Source organism: Streptococcus pluranimalium (genome assembly GCF_002953735.1).
Taxonomy (GTDB): Bacteria; Bacillota; Bacilli; order Lactobacillales; family Streptococcaceae; genus Streptococcus; species Streptococcus pluranimalium.
In genome coordinates this window covers 1,165,183-1,189,152 of sequence record NZ_CP025536.1, presented here as the reverse complement: position 1 = coordinate 1,189,152, position 23,970 = coordinate 1,165,183, and the positions used below count along the sequence as shown (strand labels likewise).

The window sequence follows — 23,970 nt, the reverse complement described above, 5'->3', positions numbered from 1 at the left end:
AAGTTCCTGAGAGGACTTGACGAAAGGAAAAGATATGGGAAAACGACTTTTAATTTTAGAAGATGGTACCATTTTTGAAGGTGAAGCCTTTGGTGCCGATATTGATGTGACTGGTGAAATTGTCTTCAATACTGGGATGACTGGTTATCAGGAATCTATTACCGACCAATCCTATAATGGTCAGATTTTAACGTTTACTTATCCTTTAGTAGGAAATTACGGTATTAATCGTGATGATTACGAATCGATTAGCCCGACTTGTAAAGGGGTTGTCATATCTGAACATGCTCGTCGTGCTAGTAACTGGCGCACTCAATTGTCCTTGGATGAATTTTTGAAAGCTAAGAATATTCCTGGCATTTCTGGCATTGATACTAGGGCATTAACCAAAATTATCCGTCAACATGGAACCATGAAAGCAACTATGGCAGATGATGGGGATAGTGTTGACCACTTGAAGGACCAATTGCGAGCAACGGTTCTACCGACTAATAATATCGAACAAGTTTCTACTAAGACAGCTTATCCAGCACCAGGTGTTGGTAAAAGTATTGTTCTGGTTGACTTTGGTCTTAAGCACTCGATTTTACGCGAATTTTCAAAACGAAATGCTAACGTGACAGTCGTGCCACACGATACAACAGCTGAAGAGATTTTGAGTCTTAATCCAGATGGCGTGATGTTATCTAATGGACCAGGAGATCCGACAGATGTGCCTCATGCCTTGGACATGATTAGAGGTATTCAAGGGAAAATTCCAATTTTTGGGATTTGTATGGGTCACCAGCTCTTTGCCTTGGCTAATGGGGCTGAGACCTATAAAATGACCTTTGGACATCGTGGTTTTAACCATGCTGTTCGTGAAATTGCTTCGGGTCGTGTTGATTTTACGAGTCAAAACCATGGGTATGCGGTTAAGCGTGACAGTTTACCGGATTGCCTTATGATTACTCATGAAGAGATTAATGACAAGTCTATTGAAGGTGTCCGTCACCGTGATTTTCCGGCCTTCTCCGTTCAATTTCACCCTGATGCAGCACCTGGTCCACACGATGCTGATTATCTCTTTGATGATTTCTTAGAGATGATTGATGCCTATCAGGCGGAACAGGGTCGTTAAGACTCTTAAGGAAAATGAGGTCATAGGATAATCATTTTCTCATGTCGGAGTATCCATTTAATCCTATACAGTGAGCTAGAGAATTATTTAAAGTTATCCAGTGAGGTAACAAATGAAAGAAAGGGGAGGATACAGGTTCAGGTTAGTTGATTTGCTGATTTGAACACGGGACTAATTTTCTAGGGAAGTCCAAGAGTCTGGGGATAGATTCTTGGAGGAGGTGCCTATCGTTTATGATTTTTAGGTGATAGAGCTGAAAGTGTCCACTGGACACTTTCACTCCTATTTTTCTACGAAAATTTTCGCAAGCGAAATGTCCCTTTGTATCATGAATTATGCCAAAACGTACTGATATTAAGAAAATTATGGTGATTGGGTCTGGTCCCATTATTATCGGACAGGCTGCGGAGTTTGACTATGCCGGAACACAGGCTTGTCTTGCTTTGAAAGAAGAGGGCTATAGTGTTGTCTTGGTTAACTCTAACCCTGCGACCATTATGACTGACAAAGAAATCGCGGATAAGGTTTATATTGAACCATTGACGCTTGAATTTGTTTCACGTATTCTTCGCAAGGAACGCCCAGATGCTCTTCTACCAACTCTCGGTGGTCAGACTGGTCTCAACATGGCCATGTCCTTATCAAAAGCGGGAATTTTAGAAGAGCTTGGAGTTGAACTTTTAGGAACAAAATTATCAGCGATCGACCAAGCTGAAGACCGTGATTTGTTCAAACAACTCATGGAGGAATTGGAACAGCCTATCCCTGAATCTGAAATAGTTGAAACAGTGGAAGAAGCTCTTGAATTTGCTGAAGCTATCGGTTACCCAGTTATTGTCCGTCCTGCCTTTACTCTCGGTGGTACTGGTGGTGGTATTTGTTCTAATGACAATGAGCTGCGGGCCATTGCCAAAAATGGTCTCAAGTTGTCTCCGGTAACGCAATGTTTGATTGAGCGTTCAATCTCTGGCTTTAAAGAGATTGAGTACGAAGTTATGCGTGACGCTGCTGACAATGCCTTGGTTGTGTGTAACATGGAAAACTTTGACCCAGTTGGAATTCATACAGGGGATTCTATTGTATTTGCACCGACACAAACACTTTCGGATGTTGAGAACCAAATGCTGCGTGATGCCAGTTTGAAAATTATTCGTGCCCTTAAAATTGAGGGAGGTTGTAACGTTCAGCTTGCTCTGGATCCTCACAGTTTTAAATATTATGTTATCGAAGTTAATCCTCGTGTATCACGTTCTTCAGCCCTGGCTTCCAAGGCAACAGGTTATCCTATTGCCAAATTAGCGGCCAAAATCGCTGTTGGTTTGACCTTGGATGAAATGATTAACCCTGTCACTGGTTCAACCTATGCCATGTTTGAGCCAGCCTTGGACTATGTGGTGGCTAAAATTCCACGTTTTCCATTTGATAAATTTGAACATGGTGAGCGCCGTTTAGGAACGCAAATGAAGGCGACTGGAGAAGTGATGGCTATCGGTCGTAACATTGAAGAGTCTCTCTTAAAAGCTTGTCGTTCTTTGGAAATTGGTGTCTATCATAATGAGATGCCAGAATTATTTGAAGCTAGTGATGACCAGCTTTTTGAGAAAATTGTGAAAGCCCAAGATGATCGTCTCTTCTACATATCAGAAGCCATCCGCCGTGGTATTTCCATTGAAGAAATTGCTGATTTGACCAAGATTGATATCTTCTTCTTGGATAAATTACTTCATATTTATGAATTGGAACAAGCATTAGCCCTAAAAGTCGGCGATCTCAGTCTTTTGAAAGAAGCCAAGCGTCATGGTTTTACCGACCGTAAAATTGCAGAACTCTGGGGCATGCAGGATGACGAGATTCGTGAAGTTCGCTTAGCCAACAACATTCTACCAGTTTACAAGATGGTGGATACCTGTGCTGCAGAGTTTGAGTCAACGACACCTTATTTCTATTCAACTTATGCTTTTGAGAATGAATCCATTCGTACAGAGAAAGAATCAGTCTTAGTTCTTGGTTCTGGCCCAATTCGTATCGGGCAAGGGGTCGAGTTTGATTACGCGACTGTTCACTCTGTTAAAGCGATTCAGGCTGCTGGCTACGAAGCTATTATCATGAATTCTAACCCTGAAACGGTTTCGACGGATTTCTCTGTTTCGGACAAGCTCTACTTTGAACCATTGACATTTGAAGATGTCATGAATGTTATTGATTTGGAAGCACCTAAGGGAGTAGTGGTTCAGTTCGGCGGTCAGACGGCTATTAACTTGGCTGAGCGCTTGTCAGAGGCCGGTGTTACCATTTTAGGAACTCAGGTTGAGGATTTGGATCGTGCTGAAGATCGTGACCTCTTTGAAAAAGCTCTCAAAGGATTAGACATACCACAACCGCCAGGGCATACTGCAACCAATGAGGAAGAAGCGGTTGATGCTGCACGTAAAGTCGGTTTCCCTGTCCTTGTTCGTCCGTCCTATGTCTTGGGTGGTCGTGCTATGGAAATTGTGGAGAATGAAGAAGACTTACGTTCTTACATGAGAACAGCGGTTAAAGCTAGTCCAGAGCACCCTGTACTTGTGGACTCCTATATCGTTGGTCAGGAGTGTGAAGTGGATGCTATCTCAGATGGCACAAATGTCCTCATTCCAGGGATTATGGAACATATTGAGAGAGCAGGGGTTCACTCAGGGGATTCTATGGCAGTTTACCCACCACAGAAACTGTCTAAAGTTGTTCAAGAGACTATCGCAGACTACACCAAACGCTTGGCTATCGGCCTCAACTGTATCGGAATGATGAACATCCAGTTTGTAATAAAGGATGAAACAGTTTATGTTATTGAGGTTAATCCTCGTGCCAGCCGTACGGTTCCTTTCCTTTCAAAAATCACTAATATCCCAATGGCACAAGTGGCGACTCGTCTCATTTTAGGGGAAACTTTGGCTGACTTAGGATATGAGGACGGTCTCTATCCAGAATCATCACAAGTTCATGTTAAAGCGCCAGTTTTCTCCTTTAGCAAATTAGCTAAAGTTGATAGCCTCTTGGGACCTGAGATGAAGTCAACTGGTGAAGTGATGGGTTCAGATGTGACCCTCGAGAAGGCTCTTTATAAGGCTTTTGAAGCGTCTTATTTCCATCTGCCAGAATACGGTAATATCGTCTTCACCATTGCTGACGATAGTAAGGAAGAAGCTCTTGGATTGGCTAAACGTTTTGCGGCTATTGGGTACAGTATTTTCGCAACACAAGGAACGGCTGATTACTTGAGTAAACATGGTATTGATGCTCGCCTGGTCAATAAAATCGGTGAGAACCAAGATCAAGATATTCCAGCCCTAGTTCGCGCTGGAAAAGTTCAAGCCATCATCAACACTGTAGGTACGAAACGCACAACAGACAAGGATGGACAGATTATCCGAAGCTCTGCTATTGAACAAGGTGTTCCCCTATTTACTGCCCTTGACACTGCAGATGCCATGCTGAAAGTTCTTGAAAGCCGAGGATTTAGAACAGAGGCGATTTAGGCATTAGTTCTAATTTTTACTAAAAATAACAAAAATTAGAAAATTAATATTAGATTGCAATAAAATGACATCCATGGTATTATCAATATTATTGAAAAAAAATATAGGAAATCCGGATGGAACAAAGAAATCAAAAACTGCGTATCGTGAGTGGAGTCCTTTTCAGCTCCGCTTTTTTTATGTCCTCTCAAGTACAGGCTCAAGCCGATACAACAGCTAGTCCAGCATCATCAACGGTTGCTAGTCCGGCAATTCCTCCTGAATCCACTAGTGGTAGCATTGGTTCTAGTCAACCGATTACGACTAGTGGTGATGCTAGCTTGAATAGTCGTTTAACAAGAGCACAAACGGAAGGTGTCCTTGTTGTTGAAGCACCGACAGAAGTAGTAGCAAGTGCCAGTGAAAAGGCTCAGGATTACCAAGCGCAAGTGACTACCGTCGATGCCGTTACGAAACAATACCAAACTGAAAAAGCTCAGTATCTGAAAAACGACCAAAATTATAAGGATTACCTGGCTAAACAGTCTCAGTATCAGAAAGAGCTAGCAACTTACCAAGCTTATCAAAAAGAAAAAGCCATTTATGACCAACAGATGAAAGCTTACAATCTTGAAGCGGCTAGTTATGATATGGCTTATGCAGAAGCACAAGGTCATACGACAAAGACAGGTTACTTACCAGAAGTGTTAGCACAAAATCTTATTTTTAGATTAGAACCAGATGCCGTCCAAACAATCACTGGTAAGGTGCTTTCTGATGAGCAATTAAGTAAGGCGATTAAGAATCACGTCGGTTGGATTGACCCAGGGACAATTTTAGGAAGTCCGAAATTAGTCACGGTGACTAGCCGTCATAAAAACAACAGTGTTTTAATGGCAGTTGGAGATACTGTCGTCGTTGATTATTCTGATTTGCAGCACTCAAGCTTTTCAGGTCATACGATTAAAACAGTCAGATATACGTATCGCTTGGTGTCAACCTCTCATTATTCCGGACAAGTTATTTTTCAAGCTCTGAGTGATCCAACAGTCACTTCTTTTACCCATGTCTATCATAAAGATGCTAAAACATCATCTGCTTTTGATATGGAAATGACGGTACAATTCTTTGATGCTAATGGCAAAGAACTGCTTCCAACTCCAGAAAACTATGCCTTGACGAGTTTTGCTAGTTTAAATTCCTTAAATGGCGAAGGGGAGTATGTTGGTGATTATAATGGACAATTCCTCCCGATCAATGGCTCAACGATAAGCGTGCAAAATGGTAGGGCAGCTAATTTCACAAACACTAAGCAAATTGATGTTGTTGGAGAATGGGATGATAAGGACAATCCTAATGCCTATATTGGAGCTATTGTAGGAAAATCAACAGAACGTATTCGCTTTCATTTTGGCAATTCAAAAGGTTCAGCTATCTGGTTTGCCTTTAACTCGGATGTCAAAGTTAGTGGTGGATTGTTAACCCCACCAAAGGCTCCTGTTGCTCCCAAAGTCGTGATGAAACCACTAGCTCCCAAAGTTGTTGCCAAGCCGGTAGCACCATTAAGACCGATTGTTTTTTACCATCAAGTTAAAGTTATTATTCCCAAACTATCACAAGTAGTAAGACCGTCAAAACCAACTAAACGAGCAACCTCTAGTCCAAATAGGGCTAAGGTAAGCCCTAAACCGTCAGTAGCGACAGTTAAAGTCAATAAGGTAACTTACAAACCTAAACCGATACCGGTATACTATACATCGAACACAGTGTTTTCAACACCAGCTACGTTAAACTATCTTAAGAGTTTTTCTTCTAACATAGTTTCTCTACCACCCAAACTTAATCCTGTTAACAAGAAGACATCTATTAAGAAAACAAATAGCTATTATATTGACCAGCTGAGTTCGGAGCAGATTGATTGGTTTAGAAGAAATATTGGGGTATATGATAAGAAACTTAAAGATTATAATATTTCTAGAGATGAAGTTAGAGCTTTAGTTTCGTACCTTAAAGATGTTCAAAAAATGGCTATTAAAAAGTACGGAAAAAATAATCATGATAAGATTAATCATGCCGTGGCTAATGCTATTGCTGGAATAAATTATGATCAATCAAAGGATCAGAAACTCGTTAATGATTTTAATCTTATTGATTATAAAAAAAGTAAATATTATGATAAAGCCTCCAGAGTAGTAAACAGTAGTCACAAAAATTATTATAAGGTGGATTTATCGCATATGATGATGCCTATTGCAACCTCTTATAAAAGTGTATGGTGGAAGGAATTGATAAAAACAGCAATGTCCGATACTAGTTTTGGACGACAAGTTCCGGAATCATTTTTTTGGTTGAATTCATTAGTAGGTGATTTTTATACCAATATAGATCAAATTGACAGAAATGCGGATAATGATGCTTATATTTTGAAAAAAAGAACCAATAGTCAATCGCCTGATTTGGTTACTAATTTTATCAATTTATATGGAAAGAAGTATAATAGAGCATATACCTATCAAAAACAATTTGATTCTAATAAGAAAAAGGAAAAACAGGCCCAAATAGCTGCTCGTTTTAGTCTTGGATTGGGGGCTATAGTGGCTGTATCTTTGCTAAAAAAATTTGGTTCAAAGGTTGTAGCTTTTGTTAAATCTATTCCAAGTAAGGCTAAACAAATAAAAAATACTAAGGTGAAACAAATAACACATCGTTTGAAACCAGCTGTTAAGGTGGTAAAACGTTATATGAAACCAGCTCCTAAACCGATAAAACGTCATTTGAAACCGGCTGTTAAGATTAAGGCGATAAAACGTTATGTGAAACCAGTTCTTAAGCCGATAACATATCGTTTGAAACCAGCTATTAAGACGGTGAAGCGTTATGTCAAGCCAGCCATTAGAGCAGTAAAACCTTATATTAGACCAGTTATTAGAGCAGTAAAACCTTATATTAGACCAGTTATTAGGGCAGTAAAACCTTATATTCGTCCCATTACTAGGTTTGTTAAAAAAGTATTTAAGGGTAGAAAAAGGAAGCGTTAATTTGGAGGTTGAAGATGAAAAAAAGACGTATTTTATTGATTAGTTTATTCGTTTTGCTTGGGATGATTATCTTTAATTTTTGGCTGAATTCAACTTATTATGCGATTCATTCCAAGTATACCAGTCAAGATGAGGTGCCAGGTATTATTGTAGACCATTTGGATGATGTTATGTATGACACAAAATACGAACATTTTGGTAATTATTTTTTGCAAACTGATGGCTCAAAATCTATTAGCTATAATATTACTACTAATGTGATTGGACGTAGCTTTGGTCAAGAATCGTTAGGATATTATTATTTAAAAGAAGAAAAAAATAAAGAGTTTAAATATTATTTTGATGAAAGTATGTCAATGATAGAAAGTGATGTATCTATTGATGACGGCCCATATCGTTCTTATCAACTCACTTCTAAGGAAGAAGCAAAAATTCGCAAGGAACTCAATGAATTAATTAAACCACTCTTAAAACGGGTTACTAAACCGTTTATCAATCTTCAATGGTTATATGACTTTATTTTTCGGGAACATTAGAAAACGTAAATGAAAAAGATATTATTTATTATTTTGCTTGTACTGACATCCCTGTACACGATTGGGAATATTTTTGTGGAAGAGAATCTCGCTAAGTACACGGTTTATTATGCCCAACGGATGCCTCATGCCAAAGATAAACATCCACTTCCCTTTCTTGTTTTAGAGGAACTTGATTTTTTAGAAAAGCCAAAAGATATCGGTTACTCTTATGATACGTATGAATCACCTATTATTTATTCTGATAAAGAGTATTTACAGAGATTTTCTGGATCAATTAAATATAGAAGTTTTGATGGGAACAGATATAATTTTTCATCAGATACTCATAAATTTACTGGAGTTGGAACTGAAAATGGTACTTTTACTGAACCTAGTGAAAAAGAATTTCAATCTGTCAATGTGGATGCGGTTTGGAGAGATATTGATTCATTTTTGGAACCTTTTATTGAGCGTCAGCCTAAACCGAAAGTCAATTTACAGTGGCTCTTTAACTGGCGGTATGAGAAAAGGTTCAACTAGTTTGTACTGATTATTGAAAATGAGATAGGTATTGAAGGAGCGGCATCAATCATGAAATCAAAAGTTCTGACCATTTCAACAATTGTTTTACCGCTATGCTCGTTGATTCTAGCTATTTATATCTGGTTTAATATAGCTATTCACTCTGTTTATTATGCTCATCGCATGCCTCATGCGAAAGGGACTAACCCAGAATTGGTCATGACTATCAAGTATTTGGGTAATATTCGGATACCGGAGGATAAAGGACTACGTGTTAATCTAGATGGAAATAACATTTTAATAAAAAACGCTGGCTACGTTGTAAAATATGACTACGAGTTCGAGGACAAGAGAATTATAACATTAAGATATTCATTGGATAATGTTAATTCAAATTCAAATGAATACTCTTATTCATCTCGGACAGGTAATTTTGTATTTTCGCGTGATACAGCCAAGTGGGACAAAAAAACTGAAACATGGAAAGACAATACATCAGTTAAAACAAAAAAAGAGTCTGATGATTTGATAAACCAAGTAATGAGCCCTATTATTCAGTATCAAGAAAGACCTAAAGTTAATCTACAGTGGTTATTCAATATGATTTATCAAGGTCAATTTGATAAGATAGAGAAGATTGATTCTACAGAATTATTACGCTATTAAATATATAGTTTAAAGGGTAGATGAATTGAAAATGTTGATAAACCTATTATCTATCTTCAATGGTTATATGATTTTCGATTTTAAAACGATTAGTTCAAATCCCAAATAAAAATCCTAAAAGAAGGCTATTTTGTCTTAATTCACTGTTATTTTCCTATCAAAGAGCAGAATTTTCTGCTCTTTTTGCTTGTCGTAGCAGAAAGTTGAGGACAGTTTTAGATTGTGATACTCTTTAAGGAGATAGAACAATAAAAGAGGTTATTATGGTTAAAGAATATGATTACATTGTTATTGGTGGTGGCTCAGGGGGGATTGCCTCTGCTAATCGTGCGGCCATGCATGGTGCTAAAACACTATTGATTGAAGCTAATGCAGTTGGTGGAACCTGTGTTAATGTTGGCTGTGTGCCTAAGAAAGTCATGTGGTACGGTGCTCAAGTCGCTGAAACCCTCAACCGTTATGCTGGAGAATATGGCTTTGCTATTGATATTAAAAACTTTGACTTTATGACTTTGAAAGCCAATCGCCAAGCCTATATTGATCGTATCCATGGCTCTTACGAACGTGGTTTTGATAACAATGGTGTGGAGCGTATCTATGACTATGCGACCTTTGTAGATGCCCGCACAGTGGAAGTATCTGGGGAGCAGTACACTGCGCCACACATATTGGTAGCGACTGGTGGTCATGCAGTTATTCCTGAAATTCCTGGTGCTGACTACGGCATCACCTCAGATGGCTTCTTTGAACTTGATGAGGTGCCAAAACGTACAGCCGTTGTTGGAGCAGGTTATATTGCTGTTGAAGTTGCTGGTGTTCTTGATGCACTTGGATCAGATACTCACCTTTTTGTTCGTAAAGAACGTCCTTTGCGTAACTTTGATAGTGAGATTATCTCTGTTTTGACTGATGAAATGGCTAAGCACGGTCCAAGCTTACACACGCACTCAGTACCAAAAGAAGTTGTCAAAAATGATGATGGTTCTTTGACCCTTGTTTTAGAAAATGGAGAATCCTACACAGTTGATTGCCTCATCTGGGCAATCGGACGTAAGCCAAATGTAACTGGTTTTGGCTTAGAAAAAACTGGGGTTGCACTGACTGAAAAAGGTTATATCCAAACTGATGAATTTGAGAATACAACAGTAGACGGTATTTACGCCCTAGGTGATGTTAATGGTAAGTTAGAATTGACACCTGTTGCGGTCAAGGCTGGTCGTCAACTATCAGAACGCCTTTTCAATGGTAAAACCAATGCCAAAATGGACTATGAAAATGTTGCGACGGTTATCTTTAGTCACCCAGCTATCGGTTCTATTGGGATGTCTGAAGAAGCTGCCATTGCTAAATATGGTGAAGATAAGGTGACAGTTTACCGTTCAAGTTTCACGCCAATGTACACAGCTATGGGAGATAACCGCCAACACTCTACCATGAAATTAGTCACACTTGGAGAAAACGAAAAAATCATCGGTCTCCATGGTATCGGATACGGTGTTGATGAGATGGTACAAGGCTTCTCAGTCGCTATCAAGATGGGAGCTACTAAGGAAAATTTTGATGCGACGGTGGCTATTCACCCAACTGGTGCGGAAGAGTTTGTAACCATGCGCTAAGTAGGAAGTGTATGGTCACAAGTTTTAGTTAGTCAGTTTTAACTTGGTTGAATAGCTTTCATTAAAATTGGGAATCCTATGTCTTCCCACCTCAATCAGTCAATCCCTGACTGCTTGAGTTATTCACCCAACTGGTGCGGAAGAGTTTGTGGCTAGGTGTTAGTATTAAATACTACTAATTATAAACTGGAAATCATAAGCGAGAGATACTAGTATGTTTATTTGAGATAAAAAGAAGAAGGAGAGCATCTTATGGTAGAAACACAAGAAGAATTACGCCAACGTATTGGCGATTTGGCTTATGAAGTTACGCAAAATGCAGCTACAGAACGCGCTTTTACAGGGGAATACGATGACTTTTTTGAGAAAGGTATTTATGTTGATGTGGTCAGTGGCGAGGTCCTCTTTTCATCACTGGACAAATATAATTCTGGTTGTGGTTGGCCAGCTTTCACCAAGCCAGTTGATAATCGTCGCGTGACTAATCACGATGACCGTTCCCATTTTATGAGACGGATTGAAGTAAAAAGCCGAGAAGCTGGTTCTCATCTGGGTCATGTTTTTAATGATGGACCCATTGAAGCTGGTGGCTTACGCTATTGTATTAATTCGGCTGCCCTGAAGTTTATTCCTTACGAAGATATGGCATCAGCTGGGTATGGTGATTTTTTAGTCTTATTTGATTAATGAACACGAAAAGGCTGGGATTTCCCCAACCTTTTTATTTATTATTGAGCTATTGCTGGCTGATCCGTTGTTCCATCGCCTTGTGAAGTTGGAGAGGTCTCCGTATCAGTAGCAGGTATTGAACTAGCAGGAGTATCGTTGGTAGCTGTATCAGAAGAGCTATCCGGATTGATAACTTCACTTTGGTAGTCAGAAGAACTATTTGAAGAGTTTTCAGTATCCGTAGTGTTTCCCGACCTTGTATTGGAAGCTCCTTGTCCGCCGTTGTTTTCAATGACAATAGTTGAAGAGGGACTCTTATCTTCATTGGTTGTCCCTTTGCTATGTAAGTAGTTGGTGATTGTAATGGAAGCTACAATAATGGATAATATAGAACCAACTAAGGCTAAGGTTTTTTGAAAGGCAGTTAAGCCATACTTGATATGTTCAGTAGGACGACGCTTTTCTTTTTGCCCTGTTTGTTTTGATTTTCGAGAATACTGTTGTGACATAATGTCCTCCTTTGAATTATATTATATGATTTAATTCGAAAAAAATCATGTCAAAATGAATAACTTTTTTTAAAAAGAATATGATATCATTATCATTGCCTAACATAGTAGCTATAGATAAAAGCAATTTTGACAAACAAAAAATGCTACTTATTTGATAATGATATGGTATAATACTATTTGTGGAGTAATACAAAAAAATAAAATGATAGGAATTAGTATAGAGAGATGAGTAAAAATAAAATTTTATCTATAATTTTATTATGTGGAATGATTATTTCCGAAAGTGCAGCTGTAACTAGCACAGTTTATGCTACAGTGGATTCTGAGCAACAAACTGAGCAGTCAGCTGTTATTACAAATGATAAAACTGCAGAAAAAAAAGAAAATAATGATAAAAAAACTGCGTCCGCAGATCAGTCGGTAACTGAAACAGTTCAATCTTCAGATAATGTCACACTGGCGAATAATGGATCTCAAACGGTTGCTAGTGAGTTTGTAGAAACTCCGGCTTCTACAGGAGCTGATTCTTCAGCCCCTTCTGCAGAGACGGTAGCATCTAGTACCCCTGAGACGTCAAGTACAAATACAGATGAAAAGAAAGATGCTGTTGATCAGTCTTCAACTAAAGATCAAACTAGTCAACCATCTTCTACATCAAATACTGCTAATCAAAAGCCAGCAGCAAATAATAGTAGTGTACCCGCGACTTCTTCTAAAGTAAATCCATCAGTTAAGGCACCAGCTGTGACAACTAACCAAGGCGTCGCTAATAGTGTTCCAACTGAAAATACTGTAGCCTCTTCAACTGCCTCAATTGAAAGTTTTAGTAATGTTGTTTTAGATGATGCTATTATCGTGTCTAATCAGTATGTTGACCATTGGTCTGGACAAGATGCTTACACCCATAACTTACTTTCAAAACGATTTGGGATCTCAGCTGAACAACTAGATGGCTTTTTACAATCAACAGGTATAGACTATGATAGCAATCGTTTCAATGGTGAAAACTTATTGAAGTGGGAAAAAGAAAGTGGTCTTGATGTCCGTGCGATTGTAGCTATTGCCATTGCTGAAAGTTCTTTGGGAACAGCAGGAGTTGCCAAAGATAATCAAGCAAATGCCTTTGGATATGGCGCTTTTGATAACAATCCAGATAATGCAAAACGTTTTAATGATGAAGAAGCTATCAAAGCTCTGACTAAGATTAGTATCATTAAAAATAAAAATAACACTTTTAAACGTCAAGATGACAAGGCGCGTCAACTAGCAAATGGGCAGTTAGATGTTGCCAAAGATGGTGGTGTTTACTTTACGGATACTTCTGGTACTGGTAAAAGACGTGCCAAAGTAATGGAAGATTTGGACCGTTGGATTGACCAACATGGTGGAACGCCTAAAGCACCAGCTTTAGCTAACACCTTGATTTCTAGTGGTTCTATTGCAAGCTCTATTCCAGAAGGCTTCAATTTGAGTGCTTCTATAGATAAATCAGGCTATACAGCCGCTACTTATCCATGGGGACAATGTACTTGGTACGTTTACAACCGTGCTCAAGAATTTGGTATAGCATTCAGTCCATTTATGGGAAATGGTGGTGACTGGCGTTTGAAATTAGGTTATGAAACAAGTCATGAACCTAAGCAAGGTGCAGCAGTATCATTTGCGCCAGGTCAGGCAGGTGCTGATGCCACTTATGGTCACGTTGCCTTTGTAGAAGACGTCAGAGAAGATGGTAGCATCCTTATCTCAGAGTCTAATGTAACTGGATTAGGAAATATTTCCTTTAGAACATTCTCAGCACAAGAAGCTAAACAATTGACTTATGTATTTGGTCAAAAATAAAACTGATTTTTTAAAAGAGAGAAGATTCGTTATATCTTCTCTCTTTATTATTTCCTTAAAGGGATGACTGATGCCACTGAAGTATAAAAATATGTATAATTACGAGGTATATAAATAAAAGTGTTCTTTGCTCAATTGATAGGTGTTTTAGAACGGTATCAATGATAATATCAATGATAATATCAATAGAAAAGCAATAGTTTAAGGCAAGAATTTTAGGATGTTAAAGACTCTATGTCTTAACAAGAAAGGTACAGGCAACAAGAAAAGGCTTGCATACATTTTTAACATCCAGAAGATATTCCTTTGAATAGTCCATAAACCTATTTGATAGGGATTTATGCTATAATAGATAGTCGAAAATGGAAGAAAAGTCTATGTCCCCCAAGGCTCTTCTTACTAAAAAAGAATGAGAAAGTTGGCTATTTTGTGATTTATTTTGATAATTCAGCAACGACACAAGTTTATCCCGAAGTCCTTAGGACTTATCAAGAAGTGACAACAAAAATTTGGGGGAATCCGTCTAGTTTACACCGTTTAGGAAGTCAGTCAAGTCGTATTTTAGAAGCATCCCGCAAACAAATTGCAGATCTTTTGGGAAAGAAAGCAGAGGAGATTTTCTTTACATCGGGTGGTACAGAAGCTGATAATTGGGCGCTTAAAGGGATTGCCTTTGAAAAGCAAGCTTTTGGCAAACATATTATCATTTCAGCTATTGAACATCCTGCGGTCAAAGAATCCGCTGAGTGGTTAAGTCAACAGGGCTTTGAGGTTTCACTAGCTCCAGTTGATATTCGTGGTTTTGTAGATCTTGATGCTCTGAAAGAGTTATTGCGTCCTGATACGATTTTAGTCTCAGTTATGGCGGTCAATAATGAAATAGGGTCAATCCAACCGATTCAAGAAATCTCAGATTTGTTAGCAGACCGTCCTAATCTTACCTTTCATGTTGATGCGGTGCAAGCGATCGGAAAAATTCCAACGGAAAGTTATTTAACTGACCGAGTTGATCTGGCGTCTTTTTCTGGTCATAAATTTCACGCTGTCCGTGGCGTCGGATTTCTTTACAAAAAATCTGGTAAGAAAATTAGTTCCTTGCTAACAGGTGGTGGTCAGGAAAAAGATTTACGTTCAACAACTGAGAATGTTGCAGCAATTGCGGCTATGGCGAAGGCACTTCGTTTGGTTAAGGATAAAGAGGCTGTTGCTGTATCCAAGATTGCCAAAATGAAGGAAATCATCCTTGGTGAGTTAGAAAAACATGATGATATTCTTGTCTTTTCTGGTCAAGATGGCTTTGCGCCAAACATTATTACCTTTGGTATCAAGGGAGTGCGTGGAGAAGTGGTTGTCCATGCCTTTGAAGAACATGATATTTTTATCTCAACGACTTCAGCCTGCTCTTCAAAAGCAGGTAAACCAGCAGGAACCTTGATGGCAATGGGGATTCCAACTAAGACTGCTCAGACAGCTGTACGTGTTAGTCTGGATGATGATAATGATATGGGACAAGTGGAACAATTTTTAACCATTTTTAAGCAAGTTTATGAAAAAACTCAAAAAGTTAGATAAGGATAGCAAGTAGTCAAATGAATTTACAGTATTCAGAAATTATGGTTCGTTACGGCGAACTATCAACCAAAGGGAAAAACCGCATGCGTTTCATTAACAAGTTGCGTCGTAATATCCAGGATGTTTTATCGGTTTACCCTGAGGTTAAGGTGTCAGCAGATCGTGACCGTTGTCATGTCTTTTTAAATGGTGTAGATTATACGCCTGTTGCGGAATCCCTCCAACAAATTTTTGGAATTCAAGCCTTTAATCCTGTTTATCGCGTGGAAAAAGATGTGGTTGTCTTAACCAAAGCAGTGCAAGCAATCATGACTGATTTGTATTATGAAGGCATGACTTTCAAGGTAACAAGTAAGCGCAGCGACCACCAGTTTGAACTAGATTCAACACAATTGAACCATACACTTGGTGGAGCAGTCTTTGATGTACTCCCAAATATCAAGGCACAAATGAAAAAACCAGATGTCAACCTCAAAGTTGAAATCCGTGATGAAGCGGCTTATATTTCACATGAGGAGATTCGTGGAGCTGGGGGGCTGCCTGTCGGGACAGCTGGTAAGGGTATGCTCATGTTGTCTGGTGGAATTGATTCACCTGTTGCGGGCTATCTTGCTCTAAAGCGTGGGGTTGATATTGAGGCTGTTCACTTTGCCAGCCCTCCATATACTAGTCCAGGTGCTCTGAAAAAAGCTCAGGATTTGACACGTAAATTAACAAAATTTGGTGGAAATATCCAATTTATCGAGGTGCCTTTTACGGAAATTCAGGAAGAGATTAAGGAAAAAGCGCCTGAAGCCTATTTGATGACCTTAACACGTCGTTTTATGATGCGTATCACAGATCGCATTCGTCAACAACGTGATGCTCGTATTATTATCAATGGTGAAAGCCTTGGTCAAGTAGCTAGTCAGACTTTGGAATCTATGCAGGCGATTAATGCAGTCACTACAACTCCAGTTATTCGTCCGGTAGTAACGATGGATAAACTAGAAATTATTGATTTGGCTCAGAAGATTGATACCTTTGAGATTTCTATTCAACCGTTTGAGGATTGCTGTACTATTTTTGCACCTGATCGTCCTAAGACGAATCCTAAGCTTAAAAATGTAGAACAGTATGAAGAACGACTCGATGTTGAAGGACTTGTAGAAAGAGCTGTTGCAGGAATTAAGGTGACAGAAATAACACCTAACGAAGAATCCGATGATGTGACAGACTTAATTGATGATCTCTTATAAAGTCTTTTAAAGTGTAAGATTTGAATAAAGAAAGTGAGAATGAATGACTGTTTATAATATCAATTTAGGCATTGGTTGGGCTAGCTCGGGTGTTGAATATGCCCAAGCCTATCGCTCGACTGCTTTTAACGATTTGGGAATTGATGCTAAGTTCGTTTTCATGGACTTTATTTCTCAAGATAATATTTGTGATTTGACGAGAAATCTTGGCTTTTCAGATGATCAAGTGGATTGGCTGTATACACATTTTTCTGATCAGAAAATAGCTCCAACGACCTTTACCTTGCAAGATTTAAAGGACAGTTTTTATGGAGATTTAAAGCGGATTGAACGCGATAAAAAAGTTGTTAAATATTTTTATCCTGACCAAGATGTCTTTTTGACAGCCTACTTGAAGAATGAACATGAAGATATTGTGCATCGGATGGAATATGTTTCTCGTGGGAAGTTAATCCGTAAAGATTTCTTTACCTATCTTAGAAGTTTTACCGAGTATTATACCCCGAGAGATGGCAAAGCTCACCTCTATCAACGTCGCTTTTTTAATGAGGACGGTACAGTCGCTTTAGAAGAAATCATTGATGGAGATTCGATTGTTTATCGTACAAAAGATTTTATCGGCTATTCAAAGGAAAGTTTAATTGCCCATTACCTGAAAAGTCTGCAGTTAACAGCATCTGATGTTGTGATTCTAGACCGTGCTACAGGGACTGGTCAGGCAGTTTTTAGACATGTTAAGCCGGCAAAGTTAGCCGTAGTAGTACATGCAGAACATTTCAGTGAAAATGCGTCTACCGGCAATAATATTCTGTGGAATAATTTCTATGAATATCAGTTTACGAATGCTGATAAAGTGGATGTTTTTATTACGGCGACTGATAAGCAAAAAGAATTGTTAGCAGAGCATTTTAAAACCTATACTAACCATCAGCCGAGAATTGTTACCATTCCTGTTGGAAGTTTGGCTGAACTGCATCAACCATTGCAGGAAAGACGACCTTTCAGCATGATGACTGCTTCTCGTTTAGCTACTGAGAAACATGTTGACTGGTTAGTTAAGGCTGTCATTGAGGCACAAAAACGCCTATCTGAACTTCAATTCGATATTTATGGTGCAGGTGCTCAAGAAACTAATATACGAGAAATTATTAAGGCGGCTTCTGCAGAAACTTTCATTCATTTAAAAGGTCATCAAGAGTTAACGAGAGTTTATCCAAACTATCAGCTTTATCTAACAGCTTCAAAAAGCGAGGGATTTGGCTTGACTTTGATGGAAGCTATAGGTGCTGGCTTGCCTTTGATTGGCTTTGATTCGAGATATGGCAATCAGACCTTTATTAGAGATGGGGAGAACGGATATTTGATCCCTAAATCTGATAACGATGATGAAGGAGTGATTGTTAAACAATTTGCTGAGAAAATAATCACTCTATTTGAGCAAAATAATCTGACCTCAATGCATCTTGCTTCTTATGAAATGGCGCAACCCTATTTAAAACAGGAAGTCGCGAAAAAATGGCATCAATTAATGGAGGAGATAAGACATGATTAATCTATTTGATACCTATAATCAGGCGAGTTGGGATCTCCACTATTCATTAATCATGTCTGGCTATCAGAATCCGACGATTGCTATTAATGATGATGGCTTTTTGCCAGAAGACGTTACATCACCTTATTTGTATTTTACAGGCTTTGCTGATATGCCGGCGAATCCGCTTTATTTTAATCAAATCAGAGTTCCTGAATACTGGGAAATCTCAGGTAATAATAGCCATGCGGCGGTTCATGATTATCATCAAAAGCGAGCGCACATTCATTATGCTCATCCAGGACATTTGCGCTGTGTCAAGGCAGTGGATTGGTATGATGAGAAGGGACGATTGCGCGTGACGGATCGTTATAACAAGCAAGGGTATCTCTTTTCTCAAACAAGCTATAATCAAGCTAGTCAAGCGACCATAACAACTTATTTTAATAAAGATAATCAGGAAGTTATTGTTGAGAATCATACAACAGGTGATGTGATTTTAACAGCTGACAAGATTATCATTTTTAAAAGTCGTTCGGAATTTGTGGCATATTATTTGAAGGTAGCAGGCTATCAGCTCGATCGTATTTTTTATAACTCTTTATCAACTCCCTTCCTTGCAACCTATCAACTAGGATTAGCTGGTAATGATGTTTTATTTTGGCAGGAAGAGTTGGGAGAATCCATTCCTGGAAATATGACTTTATTGCTAAATGACGATGTACCAAGGCCTACCAAAATCGTTATTCAAAAGAAGAAAGCTTATGAGAAAGCCTTAGATTTGTTGCCACTACCGTTACAAAACAAAGTCAGTTTTTTAGGATTTCACTATCCATTTAAACGTCAAAATCACCTTACTAACGAGGCACTTATTTTAACCAATTCTGATCAGCTAGAAGGTATTGAGGAGTTACTTAGACAAATACCGTCGCTACATGTTCATATCGGTGCTTTGACAGAAATGTCGGCTAAGTTGATGGCGCTTGGTAAATACCCTAACGTCAGCCTTTATCCTAATATCTCTCAAGCTAATGTTAATCATCTTTTTCAGACTTGTTCCTTTTATTTAGATATCAATCATGGTAATGAAATTTTAGCTGCCTTAAGAACAGCTTTTGAAAATCGAATGCTTATCTTGGCTTTTAATAACACAGTTCATGGTCGAGATTATATCGCTGACAGACATTGTTTTGCACCGACTGAAATTGCTCAGATGAGTCAAAAATTACAGGATTTAATTGGCAATGAAAGTAACATGATTACGGCAATCGTCGCGCAAGAAGCAGCTGCTCATTTGACTTCCAAGGAGCAGTATCAAGCTATTATAGATACTTTCTAATGACGGAACTGTGTTGATTCTTTGTTGATAATGCTTGTCTCAATCTTTTATAAAACGTGTTTAGGATTGTTTTTAACTGGATAAAGCTGTTAACTTTCTATAATAGGTCTCTTATTCTTTCTCTCTATGTCTTTTTGAACTTTCATTTATATTCACTCTAAAAAATGCTAGGATAGTAGTATGTCTCAGAAACCAACTTCAGCTTATGTGCATATTCCTTTTTGCACTCAAATTTGTTACTATTGTGATTTCTCAAAAGTTTTTATCAAGAATCAGCCTGTTGATGATTATCTAACAGCGCTTATCAGTGAATTTAATTATTATGATATTCATGATTTAAAAACGCTTTATATTGGGGGAGGAACTCCGACAGCAATCTCAGCTGAGCAATTAGATTACTTGTTGAGCAATCTTGAAAAACAAATCAATTTGGAAATGCTGGAAGAGTTTACTATTGAAGCAAACCCAGGTGATTTAACACCTGAGAAGATTGAAGTCTTGAAAAAATCAGCCGTCAATCGCGTTTCTCTAGGTGTTCAGACCTTCTTTGACAAGCAGCTCAAGCAAATAGGTCGTAGTCATAATGAAGCTCAAATCTATGAAAGCATCGATGCCCTCAAAGCAGCTGGTTTGACTAATATTTCGATTGATTTGATATACGCTTTACCCAATCAGACCATGGAACAGGTTGAGGAAAATGTTCGTAAAGCTTTGGCCTTAGATATTCCCCATCTCAGTCTTTACAGTTTGATTTTGGAGAATCATACAGTTTTCATGAATAAGCAACGTCGTGGTCGCTTGCATTTACCAAATGAAGACATCGAAGCGGATATGTTTACCTATATCATCAATGAGTTGGAAAAAAATGGCTTCGAACATTATGAAATTTCCAATTTCACCAAGCCAGGATTTGAAAGTCGTCATAATCTCATGTACTGGGACAATGTCGAATACTACGGTGTTGGTGCGGGTGCTTCGGGTTACCTCGATGGAGTGCGCTACCGCAATCGTGGACCAATTCAGCATTACCTTAAAGCCATTGCGGAACATGGGCATTCGCGTCTAGGTGAAGATATCCTAAGCAAAGAGGAAATGATGGAGGAAGAGTTTTTCCTAGGCTTGCGTAAGAAATCTGGCATTTCCATCAGTCATTTTGAAGCAAAATTTGGTGTCGGTTTTGAAGAGCGTTACGGGCAAATCGTTGCCGATTTAGTCAAGGATGGTCTCTTGATTCATGAAGATGATACCATTCGCATGACCAAAAAAGGTCTTTTCCTTGGAGATACTGTTGCGGAAAAATTTATTCTTGATAATGATGATTAGAAAGAAGGTTAAAAATGGGAAAACGATATAGGATAACTTATGAGATTCCCTTTTATGAGACAGATGTGAATCATTGTGTTAAATTGCCACATTTATTGTCGGTTGCTTTGCAAGTCTCTGGCATGCAATCAGCAGAACTAGGTGTGTCAGATCAATATGTTTTAGATACGTATGGTTTAGTTTGGGTCATCACAGATTACAATATTAGTATTGAAAGACTTCCAAGATTTGCAGAGAAAATCACTATTGAAACAGAAGCAAGGTCGTATAACAAATTGTTCTGTTACCGTGATTTTGACATTTTTGGACAGGACGGTCAGAAAATGATGACTATCGCCACAACCTTTGTTTTAATTGATTTTGAGACTCGAAAAGTAGCCCCTGTTCCAGCAGAATTGATTGCTATTTACGACTCTGAATTTATCAAGAAAATCAAGCGTGGTCCAAAATACCCTGTCTTAGAAAATGCTGCTAAAACGGACTATCATGTGCGCTATTTTGATTTGGACATGAATGGGCATGTTAATAATAGTAAATACTTGGACTGGATTTATGATGTCATGCCTATTGATTTTCTAAAAACGCATTATCCAAAACACATCGATCTTAAGTATGTCAAAGAGATTCACTATGGCCGTGACATTGTCTCAGAAGTGCTTTTAGAAGATAGGATCAGCCGTCATCAAATTACGACAGAGGGGCAAATTAATGCACAAGCTTTGATTGAGTGGTCAGCTGTTTCCGAGGAGGCTTAATATGAAAGAAGAAGCTTGGTTAGAATGGGCTGTTCGTTTACAAGCCCTAGCCCAAAATGGTTTGGCTTATGATCCAGCTGTTTTTGACCGTGAGCGCTACGAGGAAATTCGGGACATTGCTAGTCAAATGATGAGTGCAGCTTCTGGAATTCCCAAGTCAGTGGTTACAGAACTTTTTGCTAGTGAGGATGGTTACCAGACTCCTAAAATTGATACACGAGCGGCTATTTTTCAAGAAGATAAGATCCTTTTAGTTCAAGAAGCCAATGGGCTCTGGGCATTACCGGGAGGTTGGTGTGACGTACAAGAGTCTATCTTGTCTAACACCATTAAGGAAGTTAAGGAAGAGACAGGCTTTGATGTAGAAGTTAAGCGTTTAGTTGCGGTGCATGATAAGCGAAAAAATAACCAAGCTAATACAGCGCTTCGGGTTATCAAGCATTTTGTGCTCTGCCACTATATCAGTGGCTCCTTTCAGGCTAACTCTGAAACCTTAGATGCCAAATACTTTGAGCTTCATCAGCTTCCCGAATTGTCCCAAAATAAAACAACTGAAAAGCAAATCCGTCTGTGCTACGAGGCTTATAAGGCCAAGTATTGGGAAACGGTTTTTGACTGATAGAAATGAGGAATTCATGGCATACAAAGGTTATTTAATAGATTTAGACGGTACGATTTATAAAGGAAATGAGCGTATTCCAGCGGGTGAGCAGTTTATTGCTGATCTTCAAGAGCGTCAGATTCCCTATATGCTGGTGACCAATAACACAACCAGAACACCTGAGATGGTTCAAGACATGTTGGCTACTAAGTTTAATGTTAAGACACCACTTGAGACGATTTACACAGCGACCCTGGCAACGGTGGATTATATGAATGACATGAAACGTGGTAAAACGGCTTATGTTATCGGGGAGAAAGGATTAAAAACGGCTATTGAGGCAGCAGGTTACGTCCATGAAGAAGAAAATCCTGCTTATGTAGTGGTTGGTTTAGATACTCAAGTGACTTATGACCAGTTAGCGGTAGCGACTTTGGCCATTCAAAAGGGTGCCTTCTTTATCGGTACTAATCCTGATCTTAATATCCCAACGGAACGTGGTCTTATGCCGGGAGCTGGATCCCTCTTGGCCCTTTTAGAAGCTGCGACACGTGTATCCCCAATTATTATTGGAAAACCAGAAGCTGTTATCATGAATAAGGCTTTAGATAGATTGGGGGTTAAGCGAGAAGAAGCTATTATGGTTGGTGACAATTACCTAACTGATATTACAGCTGGAATTAAAAATGATATCGATACCTTGTTAGTGTTGACTGGATTTACTAAAAAAGAGGAGTTGCCTAGCTTGCCGATTCAGCCGACTCATGTTTTGGATTCCTTAGCAGATTGGTCATTTGATCATCTATAAGTTTTCCTTAAGACATTTGTAGTAAGTTTATGGGTAGGATTTGATTTTCAAACGATAAAAAATAGAGTTTAGTTGAGGTGTACATGTATCCCCGTATTAGTCAGTGTTTTTTGACCTTACTTAGTATTATTTGGCTCCTATCTTTAGCGATTCTTTTGACGATTTTGATTGCTTGGCTAGCCTATCCTTTAGCTATATCTTGGCTTCACATTCCAGAAATGGTTGATCTTTCAACATCAGCTATTTTAAGAAATTACAATCATCTTTTAAGTTATTTGATGAATCCTTTTCATCATACGCTGGCAATGCCTGATTTTTCTTCTTCAAAAGATGGTCTTAAGCATTTTTCTGATGTTAAAGGTTTGTTTCATCTTGTTCAGCTTGTGTTTATAGGGACTTTGTTACCAACCTGTTATTTCTGGTATCGTTCCATACGGCATAAAACCTTATTTTTATATCAGCGTATGTATGTTATGGCGGTTATGTTACCAGTCTTGATCGGCTTGTTTGCGGTCTCAATAGGCTTTAACGAATTTTTTACGCTTTTTCATCATGTTTTGTTTCCAGGTGATAGCACATGGCTTTTCAACCCTTATACAGATCCTATTATTAATATTTTGCCAGAAACCTTCTTCTTTTATTGTTTTTTATTGTTTTTTGTGATTTATGAACTTTTGATGGGATTTCTTTCTATTTTTAGTAAAAATATACACCCTTCAAGTGACACGGCTTATCAATAATGGTTTGTTGACAACTACAGTTGGTGCCTAATTGTCAACAGAAACAGCTGAGTAAAAAAACTTAAA

At 38.6% G+C, this 23,970-nt stretch carries 19 protein-coding genes; 18 read left to right on the top strand and 1 reads right to left on the bottom strand.

What is annotated here, in order from left to right:
* Positions 1-34: 34 nt before the first annotated feature.
* The 8 genes from C0J00_RS06045 (at position 35) to msrB (ending at position 11,661) form a co-directional block, all read left to right on the top strand.
* Positions 35-1,120 (top strand): carbamoyl phosphate synthase small subunit, encoded by a 1,086-nt coding sequence (locus tag C0J00_RS06045; RefSeq protein WP_104968030.1) that lies wholly within the window; start codon positions 35-37, stop codon positions 1,118-1,120.
* 335 nt (positions 1,121-1,455) lie between these two features.
* Positions 1,456-4,635 carry a carbamoyl-phosphate synthase large subunit gene (carB, locus tag C0J00_RS06040; RefSeq protein WP_104968029.1) on the top strand — a complete coding sequence of 1,060 codons (3,180 nt, stop codon included), beginning with the start codon at positions 1,456-1,458 and terminating at the stop codon, positions 4,633-4,635.
* A 179-nt stretch (positions 4,636-4,814) separates the two neighbouring features.
* Positions 4,815-7,652 (top strand): GbpC/Spa domain-containing protein, encoded by a 2,838-nt coding sequence (locus C0J00_RS06035; protein ID WP_158667318.1) that lies wholly within the window; start codon positions 4,815-4,817, stop codon positions 7,650-7,652.
* Positions 7,653-7,666: 14 nt separating this feature from the next.
* The gene (locus tag C0J00_RS06030) at positions 7,667-8,188 is read left to right on the top strand and encodes a hypothetical protein (RefSeq protein ID WP_104968027.1); all 522 of its coding nucleotides are present in this window, start codon (positions 7,667-7,669) and stop codon (positions 8,186-8,188) included.
* A gap of 9 nt (positions 8,189-8,197) precedes the next feature.
* Complete coding sequence (locus tag C0J00_RS06025; RefSeq protein ID WP_104968026.1) at positions 8,198-8,710, top strand: hypothetical protein; 513 nt, start codon at positions 8,198-8,200, stop codon at positions 8,708-8,710.
* Between the two features lie 51 nt (positions 8,711-8,761).
* Positions 8,762-9,358 carry a hypothetical protein gene (locus C0J00_RS06020; RefSeq protein WP_104968025.1) on the top strand — a complete coding sequence of 199 codons (597 nt, stop codon included), beginning with the start codon at positions 8,762-8,764 and terminating at the stop codon, positions 9,356-9,358.
* A gap of 263 nt (positions 9,359-9,621) precedes the next feature.
* Positions 9,622-10,974, top strand: a complete 1,353-nt coding sequence (gene gorA, locus C0J00_RS06015; RefSeq protein WP_104968024.1) for a glutathione-disulfide reductase — start codon at positions 9,622-9,624, stop codon at positions 10,972-10,974.
* Between the two features lie 252 nt (positions 10,975-11,226).
* Positions 11,227-11,661, top strand: coding sequence for a peptide-methionine (R)-S-oxide reductase MsrB (gene msrB, locus C0J00_RS06010; protein WP_104968023.1), 435 nt, complete (start codon positions 11,227-11,229; stop codon positions 11,659-11,661).
* Positions 11,662-11,702: 41 nt separating this feature from the next.
* On the opposite strand, the gene C0J00_RS06005 is transcribed toward msrB, so the two are convergent.
* On the bottom strand, positions 11,703-12,152 hold the full coding sequence (locus C0J00_RS06005; protein ID WP_104968022.1) for a DUF6556 family protein: 450 nt from the start codon (positions 12,150-12,152) through the stop codon (positions 11,703-11,705).
* 228 nt (positions 12,153-12,380) lie between these two features.
* On the opposite strand from C0J00_RS06005, the gene C0J00_RS06000 reads away from it, so the two are divergent.
* The 10 genes from C0J00_RS06000 to C0J00_RS05955 all read left to right on the top strand — a co-directional run bounded on the left by C0J00_RS06000 (position 12,381) and on the right by C0J00_RS05955 (position 23,904).
* Complete coding sequence (locus tag C0J00_RS06000; protein ID WP_104968021.1) at positions 12,381-13,997, top strand: CHAP domain-containing protein; 1,617 nt, start codon at positions 12,381-12,383, stop codon at positions 13,995-13,997.
* A 429-nt stretch (positions 13,998-14,426) separates the two neighbouring features.
* A complete protein-coding gene (locus tag C0J00_RS05995) occupies positions 14,427-15,569 on the top strand; it encodes a cysteine desulfurase family protein (protein ID WP_104968020.1) in 1,143 nt (380 codons plus the stop codon).
* Between the two features lie 17 nt (positions 15,570-15,586).
* The gene (gene thiI, locus C0J00_RS05990; protein ID WP_104968019.1) at positions 15,587-16,807 is read left to right on the top strand and encodes a tRNA uracil 4-sulfurtransferase ThiI; all 1,221 of its coding nucleotides are present in this window, start codon (positions 15,587-15,589) and stop codon (positions 16,805-16,807) included.
* A 43-nt stretch (positions 16,808-16,850) separates the two neighbouring features.
* Positions 16,851-18,359 carry an accessory Sec system glycosyltransferase GtfA gene (gene gtfA / locus C0J00_RS05985; protein ID WP_104968018.1) on the top strand — a complete coding sequence of 503 codons (1,509 nt, stop codon included), beginning with the start codon at positions 16,851-16,853 and terminating at the stop codon, positions 18,357-18,359.
* Positions 18,352-19,677 (top strand): accessory Sec system glycosylation chaperone GtfB, encoded by a 1,326-nt coding sequence (gtfB, locus tag C0J00_RS05980; RefSeq protein ID WP_104968017.1) that lies wholly within the window; start codon positions 18,352-18,354, stop codon positions 19,675-19,677. The genes gtfA and gtfB overlap by 8 nt, the downstream gene beginning before the upstream one ends.
* Before the next feature lie 180 nt (positions 19,678-19,857).
* Positions 19,858-21,000, top strand: coding sequence for a radical SAM family heme chaperone HemW (hemW, locus tag C0J00_RS05975; protein ID WP_104968016.1), 1,143 nt, complete (start codon positions 19,858-19,860; stop codon positions 20,998-21,000).
* A 14-nt stretch (positions 21,001-21,014) separates the two neighbouring features.
* Entirely contained in the window at positions 21,015-21,755 is a 741-nt protein-coding gene (locus C0J00_RS05970; protein WP_104968015.1) for an acyl-ACP thioesterase domain-containing protein, read from the top strand.
* A 1-nt stretch (position 21,756) separates the two neighbouring features.
* Positions 21,757-22,374, top strand: coding sequence for an NUDIX hydrolase N-terminal domain-containing protein (locus C0J00_RS05965; protein ID WP_104968014.1), 618 nt, complete (start codon positions 21,757-21,759; stop codon positions 22,372-22,374).
* Between the two features lie 16 nt (positions 22,375-22,390).
* Complete coding sequence (locus C0J00_RS05960) at positions 22,391-23,164, top strand: TIGR01457 family HAD-type hydrolase (RefSeq protein WP_104968013.1); 774 nt, start codon at positions 22,391-22,393, stop codon at positions 23,162-23,164.
* Positions 23,165-23,247: 83 nt separating this feature from the next.
* The gene (locus C0J00_RS05955; protein WP_104968012.1) at positions 23,248-23,904 is read left to right on the top strand and encodes a TIGR01906 family membrane protein; all 657 of its coding nucleotides are present in this window, start codon (positions 23,248-23,250) and stop codon (positions 23,902-23,904) included.
* Positions 23,905-23,970: the final 66 nt, after the last annotated feature.